The following is a 25723-nucleotide window of genomic DNA, read 5'->3' as shown; positions in this document are numbered from 1 at the left end:
ATTATGTAAGCGCTATCAACAAAGAACTTGGAGACCAACAAGGAGGGGAAAGAAAATGGTCTTATTTGAAAGCGCTTTATATACTTTGTTTGTTTATTAGTTAAACTAATTGGTTTACAAATTGGTATTACTCATTCAATAAAGGAGGAGCAATATGATGAGAAAACGTTTGTTTACTTTGTTTGTCATTATTCTTTCAATTAGTTTGGTCAGCGGCTGTATGCAGAAGCCTTCAAGCGGAGAGGAAGAAGCCTCAGCTACAGACGATTCAGGGGTAACAAAGATCACCACCGTTCGAACACTCAAGGATGATACTAAGTTTAAGGATGGGCAGGACGTCAACGATAATGTGGTTACAGATTGGGCTAAGGATGAGTTGAACATTGACTTTGATACTCTTTGGACAGTACCAAGTGACGAACAATATAATACAAAAATCCGTCTGGCCATGTCTGCCGGAAAAGATCTTCCGGATGTTTTTCTCGTCTCAGATAATCAGTTGATTTCTGATCTAATTGAATCTGGACGAGTGATGCAAATTGATGAAGCGATAGATCAGTATGCCTCTCCTCGTTTAAAAGAAATTTTCCAAAAGTTCCCGAAAGCTTTTTACCCTGGTACTGTTGATGGGAAACGGTATGGGCTTCCTCGCTTCTCTGGTGGAAATGGCTCGGACTCGCTTCTTTGGGTCCGCCAGGATTGGCTCGATAAATTCAATCTTAAAGCACCTAAAACGATGGAAGAACTGGAGCACGTGATGGACGTATTTACGAACCAGGACCCTGATGGGAATGGTAAGGACGACACGATTGGATTAACTCTTGCTTCTAAAAATGGATTAGCGACCTGGCTTGCAGACGGCAGCTTCATTTTTGGAGCAGAAGGAGATTATGAGCCGAAATACTGGTCGGAAAATGAAGAAGGTAAGCTGGTTTATGGTTCCATCCAGCCTAATGCGAAGAAAGCTTTATCGAAATTGCATGACTGGTACACGAAAGGATACTTAGATAAAGAGGTTGGTATTTTGGATGAGCAGGCGGCTATTGAAAGCTTTATAGCCGGAAAGTCCGGGATCATTTCAGCTCCACCATGGGCAGATGGATGGCCGATTGCTGATGCTGAGAAAAACAACAAAGGGGCTGATGTCCAGCCTTATCCGCTTCCAAGTGGAGAAAATGGCCAGATCGGCCGTCGAGGAGAAGGATTAACTACGGGTCAATTCTTATTCAGTAAAGATTTTAAACATATGGATAAATTCTTTGAGTACTGGGACGCCATTTATGGATATACATTGGGTGATTCAAAATTCTTTGAAAAAGGGATGTTTGAAGACTATGACTACGTAATGAAGGACGGGCAGCCTGTCTATGATCAGAAAGTGATTGAAAACGTGACAGGTGAAGAAGTGATTGACCCTGGCAAATACTTCTTAACTACAGATGTGCCGACAGTTCCTTACATGCTGTATGACTTATTGGAGCAATTCCATGAAACTGGCAGAGAGCCGGAAAATCCTTACGAATACAGGCTGGCAGGAAAAAGCGAAGAATATATAGAAGCTGGAGCCATCGTTAATCAGCAAAATGATATTCGCATTGAAAATGATTTTAATGGACCGCCTACTAAAACGTTAAAAGAAAAAGGTGAACTGCTGGAAAAGATGGAGCAGGAAGTCTATGCGGATATTATCTATGGGAACAAGCCAGTAGATGCTTTTGATGAATTCGTGAATAACTGGAAGAACTCTGGTGGAGGGGAAATCACAAAAGAAGTCAACGAGTGGTACGAATCTGTACAACAATAAGTGAATGGCCCGGACAAATGCACTGTTTCCTTTGTTCGGGCTTTTGCTAAAAAGCCGTAAGGAGGAAACAAGATGGCGCTCAGACAGCCTCTGCCACAAGAGGAGCAAACGTCCAGTTTGAATGACAAACAAAGCAGACAATTTAACAAAAAGAAACCCGTACATCCTAAACCAAAGAAGAAAAAGCAAAAGTGGAATTTTAAAAGGACATGGCAGCTTCACGTCCTCGTACTCCCAGCTGTCATCGTAGCCCTGTTTTTTCAGTATGCCCCTATGGGTGGGCTCATCATGGCTTTTCAAGACTATAAGCCCTGGCTCGGCTTTCTGAATTCCCCATGGGTAGGTTTTCAACATTTTAAAACGATGTTTGAGTACGATGATGCGCGTCAGGTCATATGGAATACTTTAGTCATTTCACTATTGAAAATTATCTTTCAAGTGGCTGTTCCGCTTATGTTCGCTCTGCTGTTAAATGAAGTGCGTAAAATGGCATTCAAGAAATCAATTCAAACCATCATTTACCTTCCTCACTTCCTATCATGGGTCATTTTAGGCGGAATCCTAATGGATATGCTCTCGCCTGATGGTGGTTTAATTAACCAAATGCTAGGGTTTATTGGCATTGACCCGATCTTTTTCCTTGGTGATAATACATGGTTCAGACCGACGATTATTATTAGTGATATTTGGAAGGAAACGGGATTTAATACGATTGTGTTCTTAGCGGCTGTGACGGCAGTGAATCCTGTTCTTTATGAAGCAGCCATTATGGATGGCGCGAACCGCTGGAAGCAGACGCTTTATATTACAATACCTGCCATGCTTCCAATTATTATTGTTGTGGCCACTTTATCTCTTGGAAATATATTAAATGCCGGCTTTGACCAAATCTTTAACTTGTATAACCCGCTCGTTTATCAAACTGGAGATATTATTGATACGTACGTTTATCGAGTAGGTCTTATTAATGGAGATTTCAGCTATGGTACAGCGGTGGGGCTGTTTAAATCAGTGATCAGCTTTATCCTTGTCGTAATCGGTTACCGGCTTGCTTACAAATATGCGGACTACAGAATTTTCTAGGAGGTGCGCCTTGTGCATTATAATACGAAGGCTTATAGGATCTTTACCATTTGTAACTATGGATTTTTATTTGTAGCAGCCGTGCTGTGTATCCTTCCGCTCATTCATATTCTTGCCGTTTCTTTAAGTGGAAGTTCAGCGGCAGCAGGAAATCTAGTAAGGTTTATACCGATAGATTTTACGCTCGATGCTTATGACAAAACGATAGGGAACGAAAACTTTATTCGTTCCCTTATGCTTTCCTGCTCACGGGTCATTCTCGGGACTCTTGTATCTATGGGGTTAATGCTTTGTGCTGCCTATCCATTGTCGAAGACAGATAAAGAATTTAAAGGAAGAAAAATCTATACGTGGTTTTTTGTTTTCACGATGCTCTTTAATGGCGGGCTCGTACCTACGTATATTATTGTTACAAAATTAGGATTGACAGATACGATGTGGGCATTGGTGCTTCCGCATGCCATCAACGCCTTTAATATGATTCTGCTTCTAAACTTCTTTCGTACTTCAGTGCCGAAATCATTGGAAGAAGCAGCATTTATTGACGGAGCCAACCATTTTCAGATTTTCTTAAGAATTTATCTGCCGATTTCGGTTCCAGCTATTGCCACTATTTCATTGTTCACAATGGTCTTTCATTGGAACTCCTGGTTTGATGGGTTGATCTATATGACGGATGCATCCAACTATCCACTATCAACCTTTCTTCAAACCGTGATTGTCCAGCAGGACTTTACAAATATGAATGTGGACGCGGAGACATTAAGGAATTTATCGCAGCGGACTGTACAGGCGGCGCAGATCTTCATAGCCGCTTTACCGATGCTGATTGTCTATCCATTTATACAACGATATTTTGTGAAGGGAATTGTACTAGGAGCAGAAAAAGAATAATTCAAAACTGAGATGAAGGAGCACCCGGAAAAATGAAAATCACATTTCGCTGGTTTGGCAAAGACGATGACAGTGTGACGTTAAACCAGATCAAACAAATTCCCGGGATGACCGGAGTTGTATCAGCACTGTCTGACATACCTGTTGGGGAAGCTTGGCCGCTTAACAGAATCGTGGAGCTGAAGGAACAAATCACTTCCAAAGGGTTACGGTTTGAAGTAATTGAGAGTGTAAATATCCACGAAGATATTAAACTGGGGCTTCCCACTCGGGATACGTATATTGAAAATTACCAGCGTACGATCCGAAATCTTGCAAAGGCCGGCATCAAAGTCATCTGCTATAATTTCATGCCGGTTTTTGACTGGACGAGGTCAGATCTCGCCAAAGAATTAGCGGATGGATCAACCGTGCTCGCCTACGAAAAAGCGAAGATAGAGAATATCGATCCTATGATCCTGCTTGACCAAATGGAAAAGTCCTCACAAGGATTTTCGCTTCCAGGATGGGAACGGGAGAGGCTGAGTACCCTTAAACAGCTTTTCCGTATGTATGAAGGGCTAACAGAGGATGACCTGTTCGCTAATCTTCAGTATTTTCTTGAAAAGGTGATTCCTGTTGCGGAGGAATTTGATGTTAGGATGGCGATTCACCCTGATGATCCACCTTGGTCTGTGTTTGGCCTTCCTAGAATTGTTAAGAATCGGAATGATCTAGAGAGAATTGTCAATATGGTAGACAGCCCGCATAATGGGATCACCTTTTGTACAGGCTCTCTTGGTGCTAACCGCGTAAATGATCTGCCTGAAATGATTAAGTATTTTTGCAGTCGTGACCGCATCCCATTCGTCCACATACGCAACATCAAGCTTTTGGACAATGGCGATTTCTACGAAACAGCGCACCGAAGCTGTGATGGCTCAAATGACCTTTATGAAATAGTCAAAGCACTGTATGATTCAGGCTTCACTGGATATATGAGACCTGATCACGGCAGGATGATATGGAATGAAGATGCTAGGCCTGGATATGGTCTATATGACCGTGCCCTTGGCGTGATGTATTTGTCAGGCCTATGGGACAGCCTTCACTCTGCCGGAGTACCCGTGCACCCGTTTCACTACGAACATGGCTGTAAAAAATAAGAAGAGGAGGCAGGAACTGTGAGTCTACTGAAACAAAATATACAAAACTTAACTTATGCGGTTCATCCGGAAGATCGCACGAGCTATGACTGCTGGCTGGGCTACCAAAAGCTGAAGGATCAAAAGCTAGTAGAGCAGTACCTTAATGTATGCAGAGAGGTCATTATCCCCTCGCAATCAAAGATAATGTCTTCCGTGCAAGAGGAACTGACTAGAGGGATAGAGACTATGCTTGGAGCTGCCCCTGTTGTATCTCATGAACGCTCTGAAAATTCTTCGATTGTTTTAACGACCGAAAGTTCTCTTACCTCTGAGCTCAACGAGGAAGGGTATGTTATCCAGTCGAGGGAAGAAGGGGGCAGCCACTACTTGTACCTCATCGGCAGGCGGGAAAAAGGCCTGCTGTATGCTGCTTTTCATTTATTAAAATTCATGCAGATGAAACAAGAATTAAAGAATCTCTCTATCATGGAGAACCCTGTTAATGAAATCAGAATGCTTAATGAATGGGACAATATGGATGGCAGTATTGAACGTGGATATGCCGGGGGTTCGCTTTTCTACAGGGAAAATTCATTTACGGGACAGTTAGGAAGGATTAAAGACTATGCGAGATTATTAGCTTCTGTAGGAATTAATAGTATTGCGATTAATAATGTAAATGTTCATCAAGTAGAGACGAACCTGATCACATCGGCCTTTCTACCTGAGACAGCTCAGGTTGCTGAAATTTTCAGCAGTTATGGAATAAAAACGTACTTGAGCATCAATTACGCAAGCCCGATTCAAATCGGAGGTCTGGATACAGCAGATCCGCTTGATGAGCAAGTAAGATCCTGGTGGAAGGAAAAAACAAAGGAAATTTTCGATTATATTCCGGACTTTGGCGGATTTGTCGTAAAAGCGGATTCTGAACATAGGCCCGGTCCGTTCACGTATGATCGTAATCATGCAGATGGAGCAAATGTATTGGCGGAAGCATTACAGCCCTTTGGCGGACTTGTTTTCTGGAGATGTTTCGTCTATAACTGCCTGCAGGATTGGCGTGACCGGAGCATCGACCGTGCCAGAGCAGCCTATGATAACTTCAAACCATTAGACGGACACTTTTTAGATAACGTTATTTTACAAATAAAAAACGGACCGATGGATTTTCAAGTCAGGGAGCCGGTCTCACCGCTGATCGGGGTATGGAAGCAACCAACCAGGTAATGGAATTTCAAATTGCTCAAGAATACACGGGCCAGCAAAAAGACCTGTGCTATCTTCTCCCACAGTGGAAGGAAATTCTTGAATTTGATACGTATGCCAAAGGAAAAGGTTCGACCATCCAAAAAGTAGTCAGCGGGGAATTGTACAAGAATAAACATAGCGGCATTACAGCAGTATCCAACAGCGGAGATAACATAAATTGGACGGGACATCCTCTGGCGCAGGCCAATCTTTACGGATATGGACGCCTCATCTGGAATCCTGAACTGAAGGAGGAAACGATTACTTATGAGTGGGTAGTGAGGACGTACGGCAGTGACACCCAAGTGGTGGACACGATTACAACAATTCTTGAAGACTCCTGGAGAGTCTATGAAAATTATACCGCGCCTCTTGGAGTTGGGTGGATGGTAAACCCGGGCCATCATTACGGACCCAATGTAGACGGATATGAATATTCGGTTTGGGGAACGTATCACTTTGCTGATTGGAAAGGAATAGGTGTTGACAGAACAATGGAAAGTGGCACGAGTTTTACCTCCCAATATTTTAAAGAAAATCAAGATCGATTTGAATCATTGGACACATGTCCGGATGAACTGCTTCTCTTCTTTCACCATGTTCCCTACACCCATCGGCTGCATTCCGGGGAAACGGTCATTCAGCATATTTACAATACTCATTTTAAAGGTGTCGAACAAGTGGAGGACTTAAGGGACAGGTGGCTCAGCCTGCGAGGGAAAATCGACGACCGGAGGTTCTACGATGTATTGGAACGGTTTGATATGCAAAAGAAAAATGCAGTAGAATGGCGGGATATTATTAACACTTATTTTTACCGGAAGTCTGGAATGAATGATCGTGAAGATAGGAAAATTTATTGAGGTGCAAAACCCCTTTAGGAGGTGATTCTAAAGGGGTTTTTAATGTTTGAAATGGATGCACGAAACGGTGCCGTTTTGAATTCTCGCCACGTTCGTTACTTATACTTCTGTGAAGGAGGAAGCAGGAATAACATAAGGTAATACATAGATTAGAGGAGGAGTTAGCTTATGTTATTTATGAACCAGGAGAAAAATGATTTAGAGAGGTACGTATGTTTTTTACACATCCCAAAGACCGGCGGCAAATCTCTATGGGCAGTGCTGAAAGCTCAAGAAGAGGATATTATGGTCCGCCACGGCATGTTTTTTAAAAAATTTGATAAGCCATATACTTATTTAACGATGCTTCGGGATCCAATCGATCGGGTGGTTTCCACATATTATTATGTACATGGCTATGAAAAGTCAAAGATCTATCCAAAGGTCAAAGATATGGATCTCAAGCAGTTTTTGTCCTATATGAAGGATGAGAAAATCCAAAACCGAGTTTATCCTCAGCCAGAAGACATACGTAATATAAAATACCGTACGTCTAACCTTGCAACCCGCTATATTTCCGGTGGGGAACCGGACCATTTGGAGATAGCTAAGCAGAACATAGAACATCACTTTTCCTTTGTAGGTTTTACAGATATGTATGTGGAATCCTTATACTTACTGAGTAAGTGCTTTCCGTGGGAAATAAAGCCTTTTGCTGTGAAAACCAATGTTACTCCACATAGACAACCGCTGAACGAAATACCTGCAGAAGCAATACAATGGATTAAAGAATGTAACCGGGCGGATATCGAATTGTATCAGTGGGCCAAACAAGCTTTCTTGAAAAAGTTAGATCAGCTGGATACTTCATCTAAACAGGAACTTAAACAATGGAAGAAAGACTTACAATGGTAGAGGGTTAGTTAATTCCTGAAAAAACGCTTTTAAGAGCGTTTTTTTCTTTGAGTAAACGATGAAAATCTAGCAATTATTGTTTTTTATAGAAATGGACCTCTATAGCACACTCGCATTTCCACAATGCTGCATCTAATATAAAGAGCATGACTTTAACAAATTCAGAACTCTACCTTGAAGATAATTAAAGAATTGAATATATAGAATACAGCAGCATTTTTGAAGAAAGGAGGATTAAGTTGTCCTATTTAATTCTATCCACTTACCCTGGAAAAGGTTCACGCAACTCAGGAGATGACCTCATTGCTAAAAGCCTGATAAAACTAATAAAAGGAGTTAAAGGAAGGCACACGACAGTAGATATTTTGAGTCTTGTCGATCTAGAGCTGTCTTCACTCCCCAATTTAAAGAAGTATAAAGCCATTCTTTTTCCTGCTCTTCGTCCAACCCTTCAAGGATATCAAGCGGCGCCTCCAAAGCGAAATGACGTACTAAAACAAGCTATTAATCTTGGTGTCCCCGTTTACGCTATCGGGCAGGATGGAATGCTTATCCAGGCACTATAAAGCAGGCAAAGCAACTTGAACTTGATAAAGAGGAACGTGAACTGTTGTCGGGGATTTTTGGAGAGCATGATGAAGGGGTAAGTATGGGAGCTGTTTCATGCCGAGATAAATTCACAGAAGTATTGATGAAAAATAATGGCGTGGAATGTTTCGGGACGACCGGGGATTGTGCTTTATTTGATTTAGAACTTCTGTTCAGGAAACCGGTACTCCCGAAAAAAATTAACAGCATAGCTCTTTCGATGCCCCATATAAAGGAACATTGGCCAATGGCCTATCAACTGGCTCTTAGGCTTAAGGAGGAATTCTCATGCTACGTCTATTTAACTTTTCATGGCTATCATGGGAAATTAAGTGACCATATCGATCCAGAATGGACTTGTGAAGCCATTAAGGTTATAGACTTATCAGGCTCCTATAGACGATTATCTTTTTATAAACATGTCGACGTCCACGTAGGTTTTAGACTTCATGGTCATATTTGGTTTCTTAGACATAGAAAGCCAAGTCTTCTTATCGCAGAAGATGGCAGGGGACTCAGCCATTTGTATACAGTTAAGGGATTAGGATACTCTGCTGCTTCAAAAAAAGTTTTAAAAAATGCTGATGAAATTGTTGAAGTTGATCCTAAGCTCATTAAGGAAATGAGGGAAGAAGCACCTTCATTACAGGCTGTAGAGATGTTTAAAAAAGAGGTCAAAGAAGGTTACCCAGTCACCTGTCGTACCCTTGAAGAGGTAGACAAACTGTGGGTGGAAAAAATGAAGCCCTTTTTAGAATCACTTCCTTAATTAATCAACCTAAATATTGATTCGCCTTTCGTCAAATTAATCAATGAAAGGCGTTTTTGTTCTAATTATTAGTCTTCTTTCATACAATACATAATTCAAGCGATCAGGGGCTCAGCTTAAGGAGGGGTCGAGTGAATCAGCATGCCTTAAATCATTCTCGAGAATTTGTTACCCATTATTTTATGGATTGTGATGCTGCTCTGCTGTCAGGAAGTGTGGTTCGAGGTGAAGACACACCTTCTTCTGATTTAGATATTTTTATCCTGTCCACTCAATCTTTTCGAAAATCGTATCAATTTAAAGGCTGGCCGGTTGAAGTTTTTGTGCATAATCAGGACTCTTTATCGTACACGTATTTTCTTGAAGAACAGTACGGGGTGCCCTTAATCATGAGAATTGTCGCGGAAGGATTCATTCTTAAAGGAGAAAAGAAAGCGAATCAACTGATTACCGAAGCACAGCATTTATTGCAAAAAGGACCTGGTAAGTGGCCGGTTCAGACCATTAATGAGAAACGCTATATCTTAACTGATTTGCTAACTGATTTGGAGGGCTCTCACAGCAAAGAAGAAGATTTGTTTACTGTAGCTGCAATTACTGAAAAGCTTCACAAGTTTATTTTGAGAACAAACCAGCAGTGGATGGGGGAAGGGAAATGGATGTTTCGATCTTTAAAACGGTTTGATCCACAGCTTGCAAACCACTTCGCGAAGCAGTTGTTTCTTTTCTATCAAAACGGCGAAAAAAAACCGTATATTGATTTTGTAGATGAAGTTCTTGAACCATGGGGTGGAAGGTTATTTGAAGGATACACAGAGACTTAAGACGACTCAGCTGATGTGCAAATTACGTCTGAGGACGCACTCTTGAAAGTATAGCTTCATAGAATGGTGGACATAATAGCGAATAAGTATATTTCGCGTACGAGGAGAGGTTTGATTGGATCGAGAAACAATTCATGAGAAAATCCTGTTGTTGAAAGGGAAAATATGTTCAGGACAGATTTCGTTTAATGGCAATGATGATTATATTATCTTACAATTAGATAAAGTGAAAGAATCTGAAGATGGATTGGTAGATATGAATACTGTATCTTCTAGTTTAATCACTTTAATTCACGTAGCAGATCAAATGTAAAGCACCCGGAGGGGTGCTTTTTTATTTGGTGTTCCTTTAAGCTTCAAAGAAGGTTCTAAGGCAAAAGTAGTTGGAAAAGCCCCCTTACTTAAAGGAAAAAATAGGTTTATAATATAGATTGGACTCTTAAATGAGGACAGGCATCTAAGAGATATGAGATGAGGGATGTAAATGAAATCTGAAGACCGTTTTGACTGGTCCTTATTCTTTATACTATGCTGCTTCATTGCTGTAAGCTGTATAGCTCTTTTAAGTGCCCAGGAAAGCAGTCAATATCAAGAGAATTTCGTATTAAAACAGCTTACTTGGTATGGGGTTGGGGCGGTAGCCATTGGGGTTATGATGATCTTTGAACCAGAGGATTACCGTAAAATCAGCCCTTATTTATACATTTTCGGCCTTTTGTTATTAGGGGCGCTTATTTTAGCACCTGCTAGTATCGCGCCGGTTATCAAAGGACAGAAGAGCTGGTTTGTACTTCCTGGAGCAGGTTCTATCCAGCCGGCGGAAATTGTGAAAATCTTTACCATACTGATGCTGTCGAACATTATTGTCCTGCATCATGAAAAGCACCGGAATTCAACCATTAAACTGGACTTATTGCTGTTGGGTAAATTGATAGGTATTACAGCATTGCCTCTATTTCTAATCATGCAGCAGCCTGACTTAGGAACAAGTTTGGTGTTTATTGCCATCTTAAGCGGTATGATTCTAATCTCCGGAATACGATGGAAGCTTATTTTACCCATGTTTCTATCGATTGGGAGTGTAGGAGTAGCCATTTTGTGGCTTGTAGTTCAAGCTCCGGAATTACTTGATAAATACTTACACGTAAAACCTTATCAGCTTGGGCGGATCTATGCATGGCTGCAGCCTTTACAATATGAAGATGCAGCAGGGTATCAGCTCATAAAAGCTATGAAAGCTATTGGATCGGGTCAGCTTATGGGGAAAGGCTTTGGCCATCGGGAAGTCTATCTGCCTGAAAGCCACACAGATTTTATTTTTAGTATCATAGGAGAGGAATATGGGTTTTTGGGTGCGAGTATTGTTATCGTTCTCTTCTTTTTTCTCGTTTACCGGTTAACGACGATAGCGAATCACTCCAACAGCCCATTTGGCAGCTATGTTCTTGTGGGGATTATCAGCATGATCTCATTTCACGTATTCCAGAACGTGGGAATGTCGATACAGCTGCTGCCGATTACAGGGATTCCGCTTCCTTTTATCAGCTACGGCGGAAGTGCATTATTAGGAAATTTGATAGCTATGGGAATCGTCTTCTCTATTTCATTTCACCATCGAACTTATATGTTTGGGGAAGATTAGACCGAATTAAAAAGCTCCTCTACAGGAGCTTTTTTTATTGTGAATTTTCCCTCGCTGGACATGTGAATTCATTTAGTAGATGATCCAATTGTTGGGATACTTTTAAAATTTCTTCGTAATTTTTGCTTGATTGATAAGCTTCATACATCTTCCAGCGTATTTCTTCCACTTCGTTTTCCAACGTGCGCGTGTCCGTCATGGTTCGTGTCCTCCTTATGTGATCAAGCCAGCGTTTGATTTACTATTGATATTATAAAAAGAACAAATGTTCTTAGTCAATAGTTTGGATAAAAAATGGTTTAATTTTACAGAATTAGAGAAATATCGATTTTTTCCGCAGGGATGCTGAAAAAATTATGGGAATAAAGGTCACCTGAGCTTTTTTATAATGCCCACATCTAATCATGGAAAAGTATTTAAAGGTTTTTTTGTTTGCTATTAACTTATTAAGAATTTGCGACCTGCTTGCTTTATAAGCAGGGAATATTTACATATGACCAGTCATAAAGTGGAAAAGATTCGCATTTTGCTTATGTCTCTTTAATGGAAACGAGCGGAAAGGATGATCATAAGTGAAAACGAAAGAAAAGTGGCTGTACTTACCCGTGGAAGTCCAGGTAAGGGAATTAGAATCGAAATTGCTGCTTGCTTATTATGCGTTAAAAAGAGGCTACCGCGTTATTATTGGAGATCACAATATGGTGGAAGAAGCCGCTTCCGTTTATCCTGAAGGGATATTTTTTTTAAAGGGATATACTCATGGATACCGACAAACGGTCATCCAAAACATTTCACAGTTCGAACATGTCATTATTGAACTTGATGAGGAAGGGTTACTTCTGCATGACCCTGTGAAATATCTGCGTGACAGGATGAAGTTAAACATGCTCCATTTAGTAAAGAAAGAATTATGCTGGGGAAAGTACCAGAAGGAAGTGATTGCTAAGGCGTATCCTCAATGTAAAGAGAAGTTGTATATTACGGGAAATCCAAGATTTGATCTTCTCCTGCCAAAATTCAGGGATCTGCATAAAGATCAAACGGAAAAAGTCAAACAACAATACGGATCTTTTATTCTTATCAATACAAGATTTGCTAAATATAATACGCTTGCAGGTTTTCGGAGTGGCAAGCTTGATGCACATACCCAATATATAAAAGATATGTTTGAAGAATTTTTAACAATGATCAAGCATCTCTGTTCTTCCTGTGCGGATATAAATATTGTAGTCCGTCCTCATCCAAGTGAAGACCCTCAGCCGTATGTTCGAGCGTGCAAACCATATAAGAACGCTTATATAAGAAGAGAAGGAAACATTATTAATTGGATTTCTGCAGCTGAGGCTATGGTTCACAATGGTTGTACTTCAAGTATAGAAGCGTTTCTTTTAAATAAACCTGTCGTTACTTATATCCCCTTCACAAATGCAGAATTTGATGTGGATCTTCCTAATGATTTGGGGACAAAAGCTGCCCGGTTAGAGGATTTGGTGAATTTTTTAACCAATACTCGATTGTTAAAGGACGAATCGGAAGCAGCCTTGAAAAGAAAAACTGCGGTGCTTGACAAATTTTATAAAGCAGAGGAGGGCTTTTCTTATGAAAGCATTCTCCACCAATTAGATAATACGATCGTAGCTCCGCAAAAACGCAGAAAGTTGAAATACTCAACACTTACGTTGCCTAAGAATAAAAAGGCGAATGCGCTCTTTTCAGGGTTTACTGAAAAAGATATAAAAGAATTCTTTACAAAGATGGATACTGTTGAATCAACGGGGAGCAGGTTTGATATCAATAAAATCGGTCACAATGTGTTTGAAATTTCTTCATTGAATAGCAGATAGAAAGAGTGGTGAGAGTAGTAAATACCTTTGAAAAGAATTACTGGGACCTTTATTTCGATTTTCTTGACTGCTTCTCTTCGCTCTTATTTGATGGGTATCCAATCGCCATGCTGAGCCATTTTTATGGATTAATGAAAGACAATCGAACGATTACAGCTAAACTGCAGAGCAGTCAGCTTCGAAAAGCGCTCCAAAATGATCTTGATAAAGAAATCAGCTTTCAACATAAGTATGACAAGTATTTAACCAAACTGCCGAAAAGAAAACCGGGTAGTAAAAACCAGAATGGAAAAAAAGTAGTTCTGCACGACTTTAGATTAAGAGTGCCCGACCATATCCTTCAAAGGAATTTTAACCCCGCAGCAACTCTTCTTCTTAAAAGAAATACGAAAAACATAAAAAAAAATCTTGTGAAACATTCCATACCACTTAAAGGATTGGACAGTTATCTTCCAGCTTCACAGCATTCATTTAAAAGTTATCAAATGAAAGCGCAACATCTATTCAGTTCAATGGGGTACCACCCTGTTTTTTCTCATAAAGAATTCCAAAACCGCTTTATTATTGAAATTCCATCGATTGGAAAATACATCCAAGCCTCGAGGGTGTTTTTTGAAAGCGTCCCGGTCTCGTGCTTAGTCATCGGGGATACAAATACACCTGAAAGCAGAGCTATGAGTTTGGAAGCATTCAGGAGAGGGGTCCCCTGTATCTGCTTGCAGCATGGTGTGATAGGAGGCAGTTTCGGTTTCCTGCCAAAAACAGCAAGCATTATGGCTGTTCATGGCCCTTATGAATTGGAATGGTATAGGAAAAAAGGAGTTCCTGAATCTGCGGTAAAAATCACCGGGCACCCACGCTTTGATGAGATTACAAAAAGAAAAATGATGACTAGACGTGTATTCGAAAAGACGTATCCATTCAATCAGTCTCGCAAAGTAGTCCTGCTGCCTATTCATCATGAGGAGATTCAATTTACGAGAAAGCTGGTGGAGGCATTAGTGGCTACTGGCAGGCTGAATATTATCATGAAAACGAAAGTTGACACTCCTGAAACGGAAAAAATGTTCAAAGATTTTCCTGAGATCCGGAAAGCAAATAAATATAATCACCTCTATGATTTAATTTACCATGCGGATGCGGTGATTTGTTACAAATCAACGGTCGCATTAGAGACTCTGTTGTTTAATAAACCATTATTTATTTGGGAGCAGCCACTATTGTGTTCCATGGATTATTTTGATCCTTTTTCGAATTTCATAGAAAATGATCCCGTTCGTTTAACGAATAAGGTTACTAAATACTTGTACCCTGCAGCAAAAAAAGATCACGAGAAGCTACGAGAACTGATTCTTCCAGAGCTTTACACGGATGAGAAAGGAATAGCAGGAAAAAGACTTGCGCAATTAGTTCGATCCATAAGTTCATAGGCTGCACCTTCTTTATTATCACAGGCTTTTTCCTTACTCGGGAGGGAGCTTTTTTTTATCTCCACAAGATGAAGTAGGCCTTGTCTAGGTAAGAGTATATTATTCTCACCGATGCTCCCTTTAGGAATATAAATGGTAGTACTGAAAAGAATATACGAGCTTTGGGGTAGACGCTCCTTCTCTAATATTCAAATTATCTTAAAGGGAAGAAGAAGCTTATGTTTTTTAAAGACAAAAATGTTTTAGTTATTGGAGGTACAGGGACTATTGGCAGAAGTATTGTCAAGTCATTGGTAAAGCAATCGCCGAACATGATCAAAATCTTCAGCCGGGATGAGTATAAACAATACCATTTTCAAAATGAACTTGGAAAACTAAAGAACGTGAAGTTTTTATTGGGAGATATTAGAAATTATCAGCGTGTAGTTGAAGTAATGGAAAACGTGGACTATGTTTTTCACCTTGCTGCCATGAAGCATGTGACTTCGTGTGAATTCAATCCATATGAAGCCGTACTTACGAATGTACACGGAACACATAATATTGTGAAAGCAGCCACTGCACAAGGTGTAAAAAAAGTGGTGTTTACGAGTTCTGACAAAGCTATTAACCCGGCTAATTCATATGGTGCTACTAAATTGATCGCTGAACGGTTGATGACTTCTGAAGGAGAGGGAATGAGCAGCAGTCCTGTTTTTGCAAGTGTACGATTTGGCAATGTCATGGGTTCTAGAGGCTCTGTCATTCCTCTCTTTAAGAAGCAAATTGTTGAAGACCGAAAAATCACGGTTACAGATCGTACGATGACGAGATTTATGATGACCCTTCGACAAGCCACAGATTTAACAATGAAGGCATTGGAAGAGGCTGAAGGTGGAGAAGTGTTTGTATTAAAAATGCCGGTCATTTTACTCGGAGATTTATCTGACATCTTGATTGAAGAAATCAGCAAACAGCAGGGCTTGGACCCAAGTTCCATTAGAGTGGAAGAAATAGGAGTACGTCCGGGAGAAAAAATGTATGAAGAGTTGATGACTTATGAAGAATCTCTTACTGCTCTTGAGTTAACTGATATGTACGTAATCGGCAGACATTCTGGGCTTAATTCAGCATATGCACAGGTGAGGAAAGCTGTGCCTGGGACGTATAGCTCCAGTAATGAAACTCCTATTAAGAAACAAGAACTGTATCAATTATTAAAAGGAGAAGCATTCATCTAACGCAAGTAAAGAAAAACGGATTTGAGAACGTGGAAGCATAAATCTTAAGGTGCTCCTCGTATAATGTTCAGATGAATAATTTCAAGCGGTCAAAATAAGTATTCCTGTAGAAGGCAAAGAAGGAGTGGAAGACTTTTGAATATATTAGTCACTGGCGGGGCAGGTTTTATTGGAAGGTGGGTCGTCAAACGGCTGCTTGATGACGGCCATAAAGTCTGGGTCCTGGATGATTTTTCAAATGGAAGTTCTGAAAACCTTAGAGAAATGAGCCAGCATCCATCATTAATGGAAGTCATTAAGGGAGATATAAAAGATGTGGCATTACTTAAAAGCCTCTTCTTAAAGAAGTTCGATATTTGCTATCATTTAGCGGCCAGTATTAATGTCCAGGACAGTATAGATGATCCGAAAACAACGTTTGAAAACGATACAATTGGAACATTTAATATTTTGGAAGAATGTAAGCATCATCAGGTGAAAGTCGTATTTATGAGTACATGTATGGTTTATGCACCTGCTTCCAGTGCAACTGGAATTACCGAATTAGATCCTATAAAACCTGCGTCTCCATATGCGGGCGCAAAGATTGCAGCTGAAAACATGGTTCTTTCTTATTACTATGCTTATGGTCTGCCGACTACTGTCATACGTCCATTTAATACGTATGGTCCTTATCAGAAAACCGGCGGCGAAGGCGGCGTTGTAGCCATTTTTATTAAAAATAAATTAAATCAGCTGCCGCTGCAAATTTATGGGGATGGAAAACAGACGCGGGACTTGCTCTATGTGGAGGATTGTGCACGATTTATAGTAGTAGCGGGCTATGAACCGGTAGTTAATGGAGAAATTGTCAATGCTGGCTTAGGGCGTGACGTTTCCATTAACGATCTGGCTCAGTTAATCGCCCAGGACAGCAGTCAAATACAGCATGTGAAACATATTCACCCTCAAAGTGAAATCGCAAAGCTGCTCTGTAATTATGGGAAAGCGAAAAGATTACTGGAGTGGGAGCCGCTTTTCAGTTTGGAGGAAGGCATTAAACGAACAGAACAATGGATTAGAAATACAGGGGGCAGCTAATGAAAAGCAGCGACAAATTAGCGTTATTTGGCGGCCCGGCTGTTCGAAGTACTTATATACCTTATGGAAGACAATGGATTGACGACACGGATATTGAAGCTGTCATTGAAGTATTAAAGAGCGATTACCTTACGACGGGACCAAAAATCGAGCAATTTGAGCAAGCGATCGCCCATTTCGTGGGGGCGAAGTTCGCCGTAGCTTTCTCAAGCGGGACAGCCGCGTTACATGCGGCATGCTTTGCGGCCGGGATTAATGAGGAATCTCAAGTGATTACTTCTCCCATGACCTTTGCTGCCAGCGCCAATTGTGTACTTTATATGGGTGGAACTCCCGTGTTTGCGGACATTGACCCACATACGTATAACATTTCTCCAGCTTCTGTTAGAGAAAAATTGACCAGTAAGACAAAAGCCATCATTCCGGTTGATTTTACCGGTCAGCCAGCTGCCTATAAGGAAATCAGGGAGATTGCAAAAGAAAATAATCTAGTGGTTATCGAAGATGCTGCTCATGCAATCGGAGCAAAATACAAAGGCGCACCAGTGGGGTCTTTTAATGATATGACGATGTTCAGCTTTCATCCGGTTAAGCACATTACGACTGGTGAAGGCGGTATGATTACGACCAACAATGAGAGCTACTATCAAAAATTAGTGCAATTCCGGTCTCATGGAATTACTAGAGACTCAGCCAAGCTCTCGATAAAGGATGAACCTTATTACTATGAAATGCAGCATCTCGGATTCAATTACCGATTGACGGATTTACAGGCAGCTCTTGGGCTAAGTCAATTACAGAAGTTGGATCATTTTATTAAAAAGCGAAAACATATTGTTTCTTTATACAATGAATCATTTAAAGATCACCCTGCTCTTATTCCCCCCTTTCAAGCCAAAGAAGCAGAATCAAGCTGGCATTTGTATATCATCCGTTTGAACTTAAATAGACTCACAACAAGTCGAAAGGAAATTGTAGCAGCGCTTCACGGGGAAAATATTGGTGTAAATGTCCATTATATTCCTGTCCATCAGCATCCTTACTATCAAAATAAGGGCTTCCGAACCGGAGAATGTCCAGAGGCAGAAAAGTTGTACCAGGAGATTATTTCCCTCCCGCTGTTTCCGAAGATGACAGAGCAGGACGCGCAAGACGTCATCCATGCAGTGAAAAAAGTACTTGCTTATTATGCGTCAGCCCATAGTTAGGAGAGACAGAATCATGAATGTCTTCATAAGAGCGGATGCCTCAGTTGAGATTGGAACAGGTCATATCATGCGTTGTCTGACCCTTGCTGAAGAGTTAAGAGAAATGGGCTGCATCGTCTCATTTATTTGCCGCAAGCTTCCGGGAAATTTAATCACCTATGTGAAAAAAGTGAAGCAATTTCCCATTATTGAACTTCCACTCCCATCAAATACCTTTTCCCGCTCTACATCGCTAAATCATGCCCATTGGCTTGGAGCACACTGGAAAGAGGATGTTTCTCAGACCACCGCCGCTCTTGCTGAGAAAAAAGCGGACTGGATGATTATTGACCATTATGGTATTGATTATCATTGGGAAAGGGAAATTAAATCGTTTGTGAGTCGAATCATGGTGATTGATGACTTGGCTGATCGTGCTCATATTTGTGATGTCCTGCTCGACCAAAATTTATATAAAAATCCCACGGAACGCTATAACCATTTAGTGCCAAAAGAAACGATTCAACTATTGGGTCCCTCTTACGCCTTACTCCGTGCTGAATTCAGGGATGCACGAAAAAAACTCCGGAAAAGAAGCGGAAAAGTAAATAGAATATTAATTTCGTTCGGTGGAAGTGACCCGACGAATGAAACGTTAAAGGCATTGGAAGGATTCCTCCAATTACAGAAGCCGGAAATAAAAGTGGATGTCGTAGTAGGGGAAACGAATAGAAATAGAACGATAATCGAAACCGTTTGTCAGGAGCATCCGAATATAACTTTTCACTGTCAAATCGATTATATGGCTCAGTTAATGGCCGAAGCAGATCTAGCCATTGGGGCATTAGGAAGCTCCACATGGGAAAGGTGTTACTTAGAGCTTCCCTCTCTTGTTATTTTAGCTGCAGAGAACCAATATGGTCTGAGTGAGCAGCTTGTGGAAGAAGGCATCATCGTTAATTTAGGGCGTGCAGAGGATGTAAAAGCTGGATTAATCGCAATGGCGGTTCAGGAAATGATGAATGACCCTGAATCCCTTAGACACATGGCTTTAAATGCCCGAAACCTGTTTCCTGAAGAGAGTACTTCAGCGCTGTTAAGCATGTTCAACAGAAAAGGAGGCAGTTAGATGTCATGGACACTATAAAAGTGGGAGATCAGTATATTGGAACTGCTTATCCTCCCTTTATTGTGGCAGAGATGTCGGGAAATCATAATCAATCATTGGAAAGAGCTTTACAAATTGTAGAGACTGCAGCCAAATGCGGTGTACACGGCTTAAAAGTTCAAACCTTTACTGCCGAAACTATGACACTGGATTGTCCGCAGGAGGATTTTTTTATCCGCGATCCTAAGAGTTTGTGGAACGGGGAGTCCCTTTATAATCTGTATCAACAATCTCAGCTACCCTGGGAATGGCATCAGGCGATTTTTGATAAATGTAAGGAACTTGGAATAGTAGGTTTCAGTACTCCATTTGACGAGACAGCTGTCGACTTCTTGGAAACCTTGGACGTACCTTGCTATAAAATTGCTTCTTTTGAGAACACGGATCTTCCGCTATTGAGAAAAGTAGCGAGAACGGGGAAGCCTGTTATTCTTTCAACTGGGATGGCGACATTGACGGAGCTTGCAGAATCGGTTCAAACGTTAAAAGCAGCAGGATGCGACAAGTTGATCTTGTTGAAATGCACGAGCACGTATCCTGCTACGCCTGAAAATACCAATATTAATACAATCCCCAATTTAACACAAACCTTTGCCTGTCAGGCAGGTTTATCTGACCATACACTTGGAACCGGTGTCGCTGTAGCCAGCGTTGCCCTGGGAGCCACTTTTATCGAAAAACATTTTACTTTGTCGAGAAAAGAAGAAAGTGTAGATGCTGCTTTTTCAATGGAGCCGGATGAAATGAAAAACCTTGTCATCGATACTCATAACGCCTGGCAGTCCCTCGGGAGCATCGTATATGGTTCAACGAAGAGAGAAATACCATCAGAACAATTCAGAAGGTCAATTTATGTTTCTAAGAATGTCAAAGCAGGGACCAGGTTAACTAAAGAACACATAAAGGTCATACGTCCTGGATATGGGCTTCCGTCTAAATATTACGAGCTTCTTTTAGGTAAGAAAACCGTGGTGGACTTAAAAAAAGGGACGGCAATGAAATGGGAGTATGTGTTGGGGTCGTAGTGAATGAATAATTTTATTTGGAAAGTGAAAGGGAATTGCAAATGGACGTATATAGTAAAAATAAATGGTCGCTAGAATTTGATTTTATGCAGGCCTTCAGCAGCATGACTTATAAAGGGGTACCGCTCGTACTCCTGATAAGAACCTACTGGTTTCATAGAATTGAAGGAGTTAAAGAAGTTTTAAGAAACGCTAAAACTTTGAATTCTTTTCAAGTAAAGGTGCTTCATCGAAAACAATTGCAGCCGGAATTTGAAAAGATTATAAGGTTAGGGGTGAAAGATAAACCCTATAGAAAGAACAACAAAGGAAAGATTATTTTATACGATGAGTTGAATTTGCGGTTTGCACCTGAAAATTACTTACAATATTTTAATTCCAGCACGACAGAAATTTTGAGGTATGAAGGTAATGATGAAAGCCATCAATGGCTGCCCATTGATTATTTAACGAACTATACGATTAAAACAGATATTTTAATTAAGAAATTCCAAACACAGGCGCGAAGAATTTTCTCGAAGTATGTTTCCCACCCGATCTTTAAGCTGCCGAGCTTCCAAAAACATATACTCGATAGAGAAATTCCTGAGGTAATGCGGTATTTAACTAAAATAATGGTTTTCCTCAGCAAAAAGCCGGTCAGCTGTATCGTGATAGGGGGAGAAGGAGATTATTTCAGCAGAACTCTAGCTGTTGCTGCTAAAATCAAACAGATTCCGACTATCACTTTACAACATGGTATGCTCTCAGCCGACCGGGGATGGGTGCCAATCACTTCCCCGATTGTAGGCAGCTATGGAAATTGTGAACGATTGTTTTATCAGAATGCCGGAATTCCAGCTAATCGGATCGAAATCATGGGACATCCAAGGTACGACGGGATTTTCACGAATATCCCAAAAAAGAAAGCCGAGGTCTATAAAAAGCTTGGCTTATCTGTGCACAAGAAAACCGTATTAATAGCCACACAGTACATCTTGGATTTCAATCAATTAAGTGCACTTGTCAAATATTTATTAGAAGACAATGAAATTCAAATTGTTATCAAACCGCACCCGATGGAGTTACGTACAGGTAAGTGGAAGCGATATGAAGGTTTTAAAGCAAGATATAATACGATTCGTTTAATCGAAGATAGCTCTGTCTTGTACGATCTAATGCCGAACGTCGACCTTGTATGCGTGTATTATTCAACGGTAGGAATTGAAGCGATGTTGTATGGGACTCCAGTCGTTTATCTAAATAGAAATACCTTTGATGGGGCTAATTATGGTTTTATCAGGGGACTGATGCAGTCGGATTCTTTAGCTTTATCCAAAATCATTTTTAAACTATTGAGGGACGAAGAATATTATCAAAGAATAAAACTGAGCATTAAAAAGGTGATCGCAAATATTTACCCCGCTCAGCTATCCTGTGCCAAGCTGTCTGAACTCATTTATACGATGTCTGGAGTAAGAAGCTATGAAATACCGAAGTATTTGAAAAATCAAACCTTAATAAAAGGATCTGATTCCAGTATCTTTCTGATGGATGAAGGATTTAAAAGAGAAATTCCGGACCCTTCCTTGATCCAGAATCTTAAGATTAACTCTACTGAAGTTCAACAGCTTCCAGATAAAGTCATGAAAAAAATTCCTTCAGGATTTGTTCTTTATTCTGTGGAGCAGTTAGGTAAACTGAGATAAACTCGTCATTTGTAAGGAGGTCAAGAAATTGGGGAATGTCAAAATAATTGCGGAAATCGCTAATGCTCATCAGGGCTCTTTGAAGTTGCTTAAGCGCTTGGTAAGGGAAGCTTCCAAGACCGGCGCAGATGGAGTGAAATTTCAATGGTTTAAGTACGATTACTTAGCAACGCCGGATTACAGGCACTATTTGGATTACAAACAATTATTTATTGATCAATTCGGCTGGAGTGAAGTCATAGAACTTGCCAAAACCCTTGGTTTAGAAGTATGGGTTGATATTGTGGATGAATGGGGGTTCCAGCTCGTCCATCAATTAAAGAATAGGATAGATGGGATAAAAGTACCTTCAACGGTAATAAAAGCAGACATTTTAATAAAAGCTGCACAATTAAATCTACCTTTAATCATCGGGGTAGGCGGATGGTATTTAGAGGAAATAAAAGAACTAATGGATCAAATGACCCCGGAATTAGAGGGAAATGAAGTTATTCTGATGGATGGTTTCCAAGGATATCCAGCTCAAAAAGAGGATACTAACCTGAAAAGGCTCGAAAAATTAAAGAAACGCTTCCAATATAAAGTAGGATTCGCCGACCATATAGATGGAACAGATTCTTTGGCGCAGGAGCTTCCCGTGTATGCGGTTTTTGCAGGCGCAGAAATTATCGAAAAACACATAACAATCGATCGCAGTCGTAAAGGAATTGACTATTTCTCTGCTTTGGAGACCCATGAATTTAAAACGATGACCGCAAAGATCAGGGAAGCTGAAGTACTCTTAGGAAATGGGAGAATCACATCCCCTCAACGCGCTTATTTAAAAGATGCAGTTCGAATCGTTGCTAATCAAGAAATTCTTAAAGGAGAAATTCTTACATTAGAAAAGATTTCTTTTAAGAGGTGCCCTGCTGAAAATGCTTTAATGCCTCAAGATGCAAAGCGGCTTCTTCCCTCAATTGCTGCGGTTGATATCACTAAAAACACACCCATCATCTCTCCAAATTTAAAGCCGCTCAACATAATTTTAGTCGTCATTTGCCGGTTAAAATCAACACGTTTAAAAATGAAAGCTCTCCTCCCCATTAACGGAATCCCATCAGTGACTAGATGTCTACTTAATTGTCTGGAAGTGCCGGGGATAGAAAACATTGTCCTTGCTACTTCGACAGTAGAGCAGGATGATCCCCTTGAACAATTCACGATGGATGGAAGGGTAAAAGTTTTTCGTGGTGATCCCGAAAATCTTGTGGATAGAATTGTGCAAGCTGCAGACAATTATGGAGCAAATGTCGTTATTCGCGTTACGGGGGACTGTCCGGTGGTTTCTCCAAGCCTGCTTAACTATTTATTAAACGATCATCTGCAAAAAGGTGCGGATTACACTTGTGCAAAAGATCCTACAGTGGGAACAGCTGGGGATATTTTCACCGTTCAGGCTTTGAAGAAGTTACACCACTCTCCTAAACCTCTGTCGTACACCGAATACCTTCCTTTTTATTTTATGAATAACCCTGAGCATTTTTACGTAAATAAAGTAGGGCTGCCTGAAGAATTTGTTATTCCAGATGCCCGCCTGACCCTTGATGAGAAGCAGGATCTGGATATGTTTGAAGCTCTTTATAAAGGTTTGAATGTCGGGAAGAGGCCGTTACTTCTTCCCGAAATAAAAGACTTTCTCACCGCACATCCAGAGGTAGTAAAAATCAATAGCAGCATTGCCCTTAAGTTTAGGGATGATCAGGATCTCGTTCAAGAAATAAATGACCATACTAAACTTGATTTGTAAAGGAGTGCAGCCTCGTGGCTCAATTAATAGATTATGAGCTGATAACTATCAACGAGACTTACCTGTCCCTGCTTTTGAAATGGAGAAACTCAGACCACATACGCGCTCATATGTATAGTGATCATAGGATTACGATGGAAGAACATAGGAATTGGTATAGTAAAGTTCAAACGGATGATACGGTAATGGTGAAAGTCTGCTGTTATCAAGGATGTCCTATTGGAGTGGTAAACATCAATGACATCAACCGGAAGCATGAACGATGCTATTGGGGGTTTTATATCGGTGACGTGAATGCTCCAAAAGGGTCTGGAACGATGATGGGAATTCTTGCCCTGGATTTCATATTTAAAGAATTAAAAATAAGGAAGCTTTGTGCAGAAGTCATCGATTTCAATGAAAAAAGCTTCCATTATCATAAAAAGCTTGGTTTTGTTCCCGAGGGAAGGTTCAGAAATCATATTACTAAAAATGGCAATGAGGTAGACGTCATTCCGATGGCACTATTTGCTGACCGTTGGGAAGAAGCTAAGAACAACCTCTTATCCCGTCATTCATCATCTTAAGCAAAAAGCTGTCCCAGCATCCGCTGGCAGCTTTTAGCATGAGGAAGACAATGCTATGATAGAAGTAATTCATTGACCATTATCCATGGTAACGGAGGGGCTAAGATGTCCGACCACAACAATCATTCTTCTATCATTTCACTATATGAAAGCCAGCATAATGAGAAAGATCGCGTAAACTCTCATGATCACCAAACTCATCAAATCTTATATGCTTTGGAAGGTCACGGAACTTGCACATTGGATAACAAAACGTTCGGGATTGAACGGGACAGCTTTATCATTATTCCCCCATTTACAGAACACTCTATTACTGCCCAATCGAAAATGACGGTACTCGTTTTAGAGTTTGACGCCTGTGAGTTAAGTGAAGACGTTCAAAGCCAATTAATCCCTGAAGTCTTTCAAAGGTCAGTCGTAAAAAAAGTAAGCATGTTCGATAGCAGTGATTTACGGCAGCTGCTTAGAAAAATGTTGTACGAGCAGTCACACGGTGATAGGTTGTGGCAGCTTGCATTAAAGGTGTACATGTCTGAATTATTGTTTACGATAGCGCGGGCCGCACATGACTTTACACAGGCAGATACGAATTCGCTTCGTGCGGAGAGATTGAGAAACTACATTGACTCCCGTTATTTCGAAATCAAAAATGCTGAAGATATTGCTGATCGGATGGGGATGAGTAAACGCTATATCCAAAGCATTTTCAAAGAACAATATGAGCTGACTCCCATGCAGTATTTAACCGAAGTACGGCTTGGACTTGTGAAGCGGCTGTTAGTAGAAACGGAAAAAGATATTGTTTCCATTTGTTTTGAAGCTGGCTTTGAATCTCTCTCCACGTTTTACCGGTTATTTAAAAAGCAGGTAGGCGTCCCGCCGAATATGTACAGGCAGAGGCAAAAGTCTGTATAAAATTGAGTTCCGAAATTGAGAATATCGTTCCCTTACTAATAAGACTATGTTCACGAAGGTGTTTATACTGAA

At 40.6% G+C, this 25723-nt stretch carries 22 protein-coding genes and 1 pseudogene; 22 read left to right on the top strand and 1 reads right to left on the bottom strand.

The genetic code is table 11. The annotated features are described in order from the left end of the window. The first annotated feature begins 154 nt into the window (after positions 1-154). The 11 genes and pseudogenes from MUN89_RS20125 (at position 155) to MUN89_RS20075 (ending at position 11739) form a co-directional block, all read left to right on the top strand. The gene (locus MUN89_RS20125) at positions 155-1804 is read left to right on the top strand and encodes an extracellular solute-binding protein (RefSeq protein WP_244709853.1); all 1650 of its coding nucleotides are present in this window, start codon (positions 155-157) and stop codon (positions 1802-1804) included. Positions 1805-1876: 72 nt separating this feature from the next. Continuing rightward, on the top strand, positions 1877-2887 hold the full coding sequence (locus MUN89_RS20120) for an ABC transporter permease (RefSeq protein ID WP_244709851.1): 1011 nt from the start codon (positions 1877-1879) through the stop codon (positions 2885-2887). Between the two features lie 12 nt (positions 2888-2899). After that, positions 2900-3781 (top strand): carbohydrate ABC transporter permease, encoded by an 882-nt coding sequence (locus MUN89_RS20115; RefSeq protein ID WP_244709849.1) that lies wholly within the window; start codon positions 2900-2902, stop codon positions 3779-3781. A gap of 32 nt (positions 3782-3813) precedes the next feature. Further along, positions 3814-4926, top strand: a complete 1113-nt coding sequence (uxuA, locus tag MUN89_RS20110) for a mannonate dehydratase (RefSeq protein WP_244709848.1) — start codon at positions 3814-3816, stop codon at positions 4924-4926. Between the two features lie 39 nt (positions 4927-4965). Next, a pseudogene (locus MUN89_RS20105) lies at positions 4966-7022 on the top strand (alpha-glucuronidase family glycosyl hydrolase). Positions 7023-7190: 168 nt separating this feature from the next. Continuing rightward, positions 7191-7916, top strand: coding sequence for a sulfotransferase family 2 domain-containing protein (locus MUN89_RS20100; RefSeq protein WP_244709846.1), 726 nt, complete (start codon positions 7191-7193; stop codon positions 7914-7916). Between the two features lie 239 nt (positions 7917-8155). After that, on the top strand, positions 8156-8482 hold the full coding sequence (locus MUN89_RS20095) for a hypothetical protein (protein WP_244709844.1): 327 nt from the start codon (positions 8156-8158) through the stop codon (positions 8480-8482). Between the two features lie 44 nt (positions 8483-8526). Next, positions 8527-9273, top strand: a complete 747-nt coding sequence (locus MUN89_RS20090; RefSeq protein WP_244709842.1) for a polysaccharide pyruvyl transferase family protein — start codon at positions 8527-8529, stop codon at positions 9271-9273. Between the two features lie 131 nt (positions 9274-9404). Beyond that, complete coding sequence (locus MUN89_RS20085) at positions 9405-10097, top strand: nucleotidyltransferase domain-containing protein (RefSeq protein ID WP_244709840.1); 693 nt, start codon at positions 9405-9407, stop codon at positions 10095-10097. A 115-nt stretch (positions 10098-10212) separates the two neighbouring features. Further along, positions 10213-10410: a hypothetical protein gene (locus MUN89_RS20080; RefSeq protein ID WP_244709839.1), complete on the top strand. Its 198-nt coding sequence runs from the start codon at positions 10213-10215 to the stop codon at positions 10408-10410. Between the two features lie 171 nt (positions 10411-10581). Next, positions 10582-11739 (top strand): FtsW/RodA/SpoVE family cell cycle protein, encoded by a 1158-nt coding sequence (locus MUN89_RS20075; protein ID WP_244709837.1) that lies wholly within the window; start codon positions 10582-10584, stop codon positions 11737-11739. A gap of 34 nt (positions 11740-11773) precedes the next feature. On the opposite strand, the gene MUN89_RS20070 is transcribed toward MUN89_RS20075, so the two are convergent. Further along, entirely contained in the window at positions 11774-11938 is a 165-nt protein-coding gene (locus MUN89_RS20070; RefSeq protein WP_244709835.1) for an aspartyl-phosphate phosphatase Spo0E family protein, read from the bottom strand. Between the two features lie 373 nt (positions 11939-12311). Here MUN89_RS20070 and MUN89_RS20065 point away from each other — a divergent pair, with 373 nt between their 5' ends. The 11 genes from MUN89_RS20065 (at position 12312) to MUN89_RS20015 (ending at position 25651) form a co-directional block, all read left to right on the top strand. Then, complete coding sequence (locus tag MUN89_RS20065) at positions 12312-13583, top strand: surface carbohydrate biosynthesis protein (protein WP_244709834.1); 1272 nt, start codon at positions 12312-12314, stop codon at positions 13581-13583. 5 nt (positions 13584-13588) lie between these two features. Then, a complete protein-coding gene (locus MUN89_RS20060) occupies positions 13589-15013 on the top strand; it encodes a glycosyltransferase family protein (protein WP_244709832.1) in 1425 nt (474 codons plus the stop codon). Between the two features lie 218 nt (positions 15014-15231). Then, positions 15232-16233: an SDR family NAD(P)-dependent oxidoreductase gene (locus tag MUN89_RS20055; protein ID WP_244709830.1), complete on the top strand. Its 1002-nt coding sequence runs from the start codon at positions 15232-15234 to the stop codon at positions 16231-16233. Between the two features lie 135 nt (positions 16234-16368). Then, positions 16369-17313, top strand: coding sequence for a dTDP-glucose 4,6-dehydratase (locus MUN89_RS20050; RefSeq protein ID WP_244709828.1), 945 nt, complete (start codon positions 16369-16371; stop codon positions 17311-17313). Then, a complete protein-coding gene (gene pseC, locus MUN89_RS20045; protein ID WP_244709827.1) occupies positions 17313-18521 on the top strand; it encodes a UDP-4-amino-4,6-dideoxy-N-acetyl-beta-L-altrosamine transaminase in 1209 nt (402 codons plus the stop codon). The genes MUN89_RS20050 and pseC overlap by 1 nt, the downstream gene beginning before the upstream one ends. 13 nt (positions 18522-18534) lie before the next feature. Then, positions 18535-19629 (top strand): UDP-2,4-diacetamido-2,4,6-trideoxy-beta-L-altropyranose hydrolase, encoded by a 1095-nt coding sequence (gene pseG / locus MUN89_RS20040; protein ID WP_244709825.1) that lies wholly within the window; start codon positions 18535-18537, stop codon positions 19627-19629. A 5-nt stretch (positions 19630-19634) separates the two neighbouring features. Next, on the top strand, positions 19635-20693 hold the full coding sequence (pseI, locus tag MUN89_RS20035; RefSeq protein ID WP_244709823.1) for a pseudaminic acid synthase: 1059 nt from the start codon (positions 19635-19637) through the stop codon (positions 20691-20693). A gap of 41 nt (positions 20694-20734) precedes the next feature. After that, on the top strand, positions 20735-22381 hold the full coding sequence (locus MUN89_RS20030; protein ID WP_244709821.1) for a capsular polysaccharide export protein, LipB/KpsS family: 1647 nt from the start codon (positions 20735-20737) through the stop codon (positions 22379-22381). Between the two features lie 28 nt (positions 22382-22409). Beyond that, positions 22410-24170, top strand: a complete 1761-nt coding sequence (locus MUN89_RS20025; RefSeq protein WP_244709819.1) for an N-acetylneuraminate synthase family protein — start codon at positions 22410-22412, stop codon at positions 24168-24170. Positions 24171-24184: 14 nt separating this feature from the next. Further along, positions 24185-24736 (top strand): UDP-4-amino-4,6-dideoxy-N-acetyl-beta-L-altrosamine N-acetyltransferase, encoded by a 552-nt coding sequence (gene pseH / locus MUN89_RS20020; RefSeq protein ID WP_244709817.1) that lies wholly within the window; start codon positions 24185-24187, stop codon positions 24734-24736. A 105-nt stretch (positions 24737-24841) separates the two neighbouring features. After that, the gene (locus MUN89_RS20015; protein ID WP_244709815.1) at positions 24842-25651 is read left to right on the top strand and encodes an AraC family transcriptional regulator; all 810 of its coding nucleotides are present in this window, start codon (positions 24842-24844) and stop codon (positions 25649-25651) included. The last annotated feature ends 72 nt before the right edge of the window (positions 25652-25723 follow it).

It is taken from the genome of Halobacillus salinarum, from assembly GCF_022919095.1.
In the GTDB taxonomy this organism is placed as follows: Bacteria; Bacillota; Bacilli; order Bacillales; family Halobacillaceae; genus Halobacillus_B; species Halobacillus_B salinarum.
Note: the sequence above shows the minus strand (reverse complement) of the source record. Positions and strands in the feature narration are given on the sequence as shown.

What these genes read in the sequence shown, in the direction of transcription:
- MUN89_RS20125 (WP_244709853.1), top strand. Translation starts at nt 155, where the DNA reads ATGATGAGAAAACGTTTGTTTACTTTGTTTGTCATTATTCTTTCAATT.
- MUN89_RS20120 (WP_244709851.1), top strand. Translation starts at nt 1,877, where the DNA reads ATGGCGCTCAGACAGCCTCTGCCACAAGAGGAGCAAACGTCCAGTTTG.
- uxuA (WP_244709848.1), top strand. Translation starts at nt 3,814, where the DNA reads ATGAAAATCACATTTCGCTGGTTTGGCAAAGACGATGACAGTGTGACG.
- MUN89_RS20100 (WP_244709846.1), top strand. Translation starts at nt 7,191, where the DNA reads ATGTTATTTATGAACCAGGAGAAAAATGATTTAGAGAGGTACGTATGT.
- MUN89_RS20075 (WP_244709837.1), top strand. Translation starts at nt 10,582, where the DNA reads ATGAAATCTGAAGACCGTTTTGACTGGTCCTTATTCTTTATACTATGC.
- MUN89_RS20070 (WP_244709835.1), bottom strand. Translation starts at nt 11,938, where the DNA reads ATGACGGACACGCGCACGTTGGAAAACGAAGTGGAAGAAATACGCTGG.
- MUN89_RS20055 (WP_244709830.1), top strand. Translation starts at nt 15,232, where the DNA reads ATGTTTTTTAAAGACAAAAATGTTTTAGTTATTGGAGGTACAGGGACT.
- pseC (WP_244709827.1), top strand. Translation starts at nt 17,313, where the DNA reads ATGAAAAGCAGCGACAAATTAGCGTTATTTGGCGGCCCGGCTGTTCGA.
- pseG (WP_244709825.1), top strand. Translation starts at nt 18,535, where the DNA reads ATGAATGTCTTCATAAGAGCGGATGCCTCAGTTGAGATTGGAACAGGT.
- pseI (WP_244709823.1), top strand. Translation starts at nt 19,635, where the DNA reads ATGGACACTATAAAAGTGGGAGATCAGTATATTGGAACTGCTTATCCT.
- MUN89_RS20030 (WP_244709821.1), top strand. Translation starts at nt 20,735, where the DNA reads ATGGACGTATATAGTAAAAATAAATGGTCGCTAGAATTTGATTTTATG.
- MUN89_RS20015 (WP_244709815.1), top strand. Translation starts at nt 24,842, where the DNA reads ATGTCCGACCACAACAATCATTCTTCTATCATTTCACTATATGAAAGC.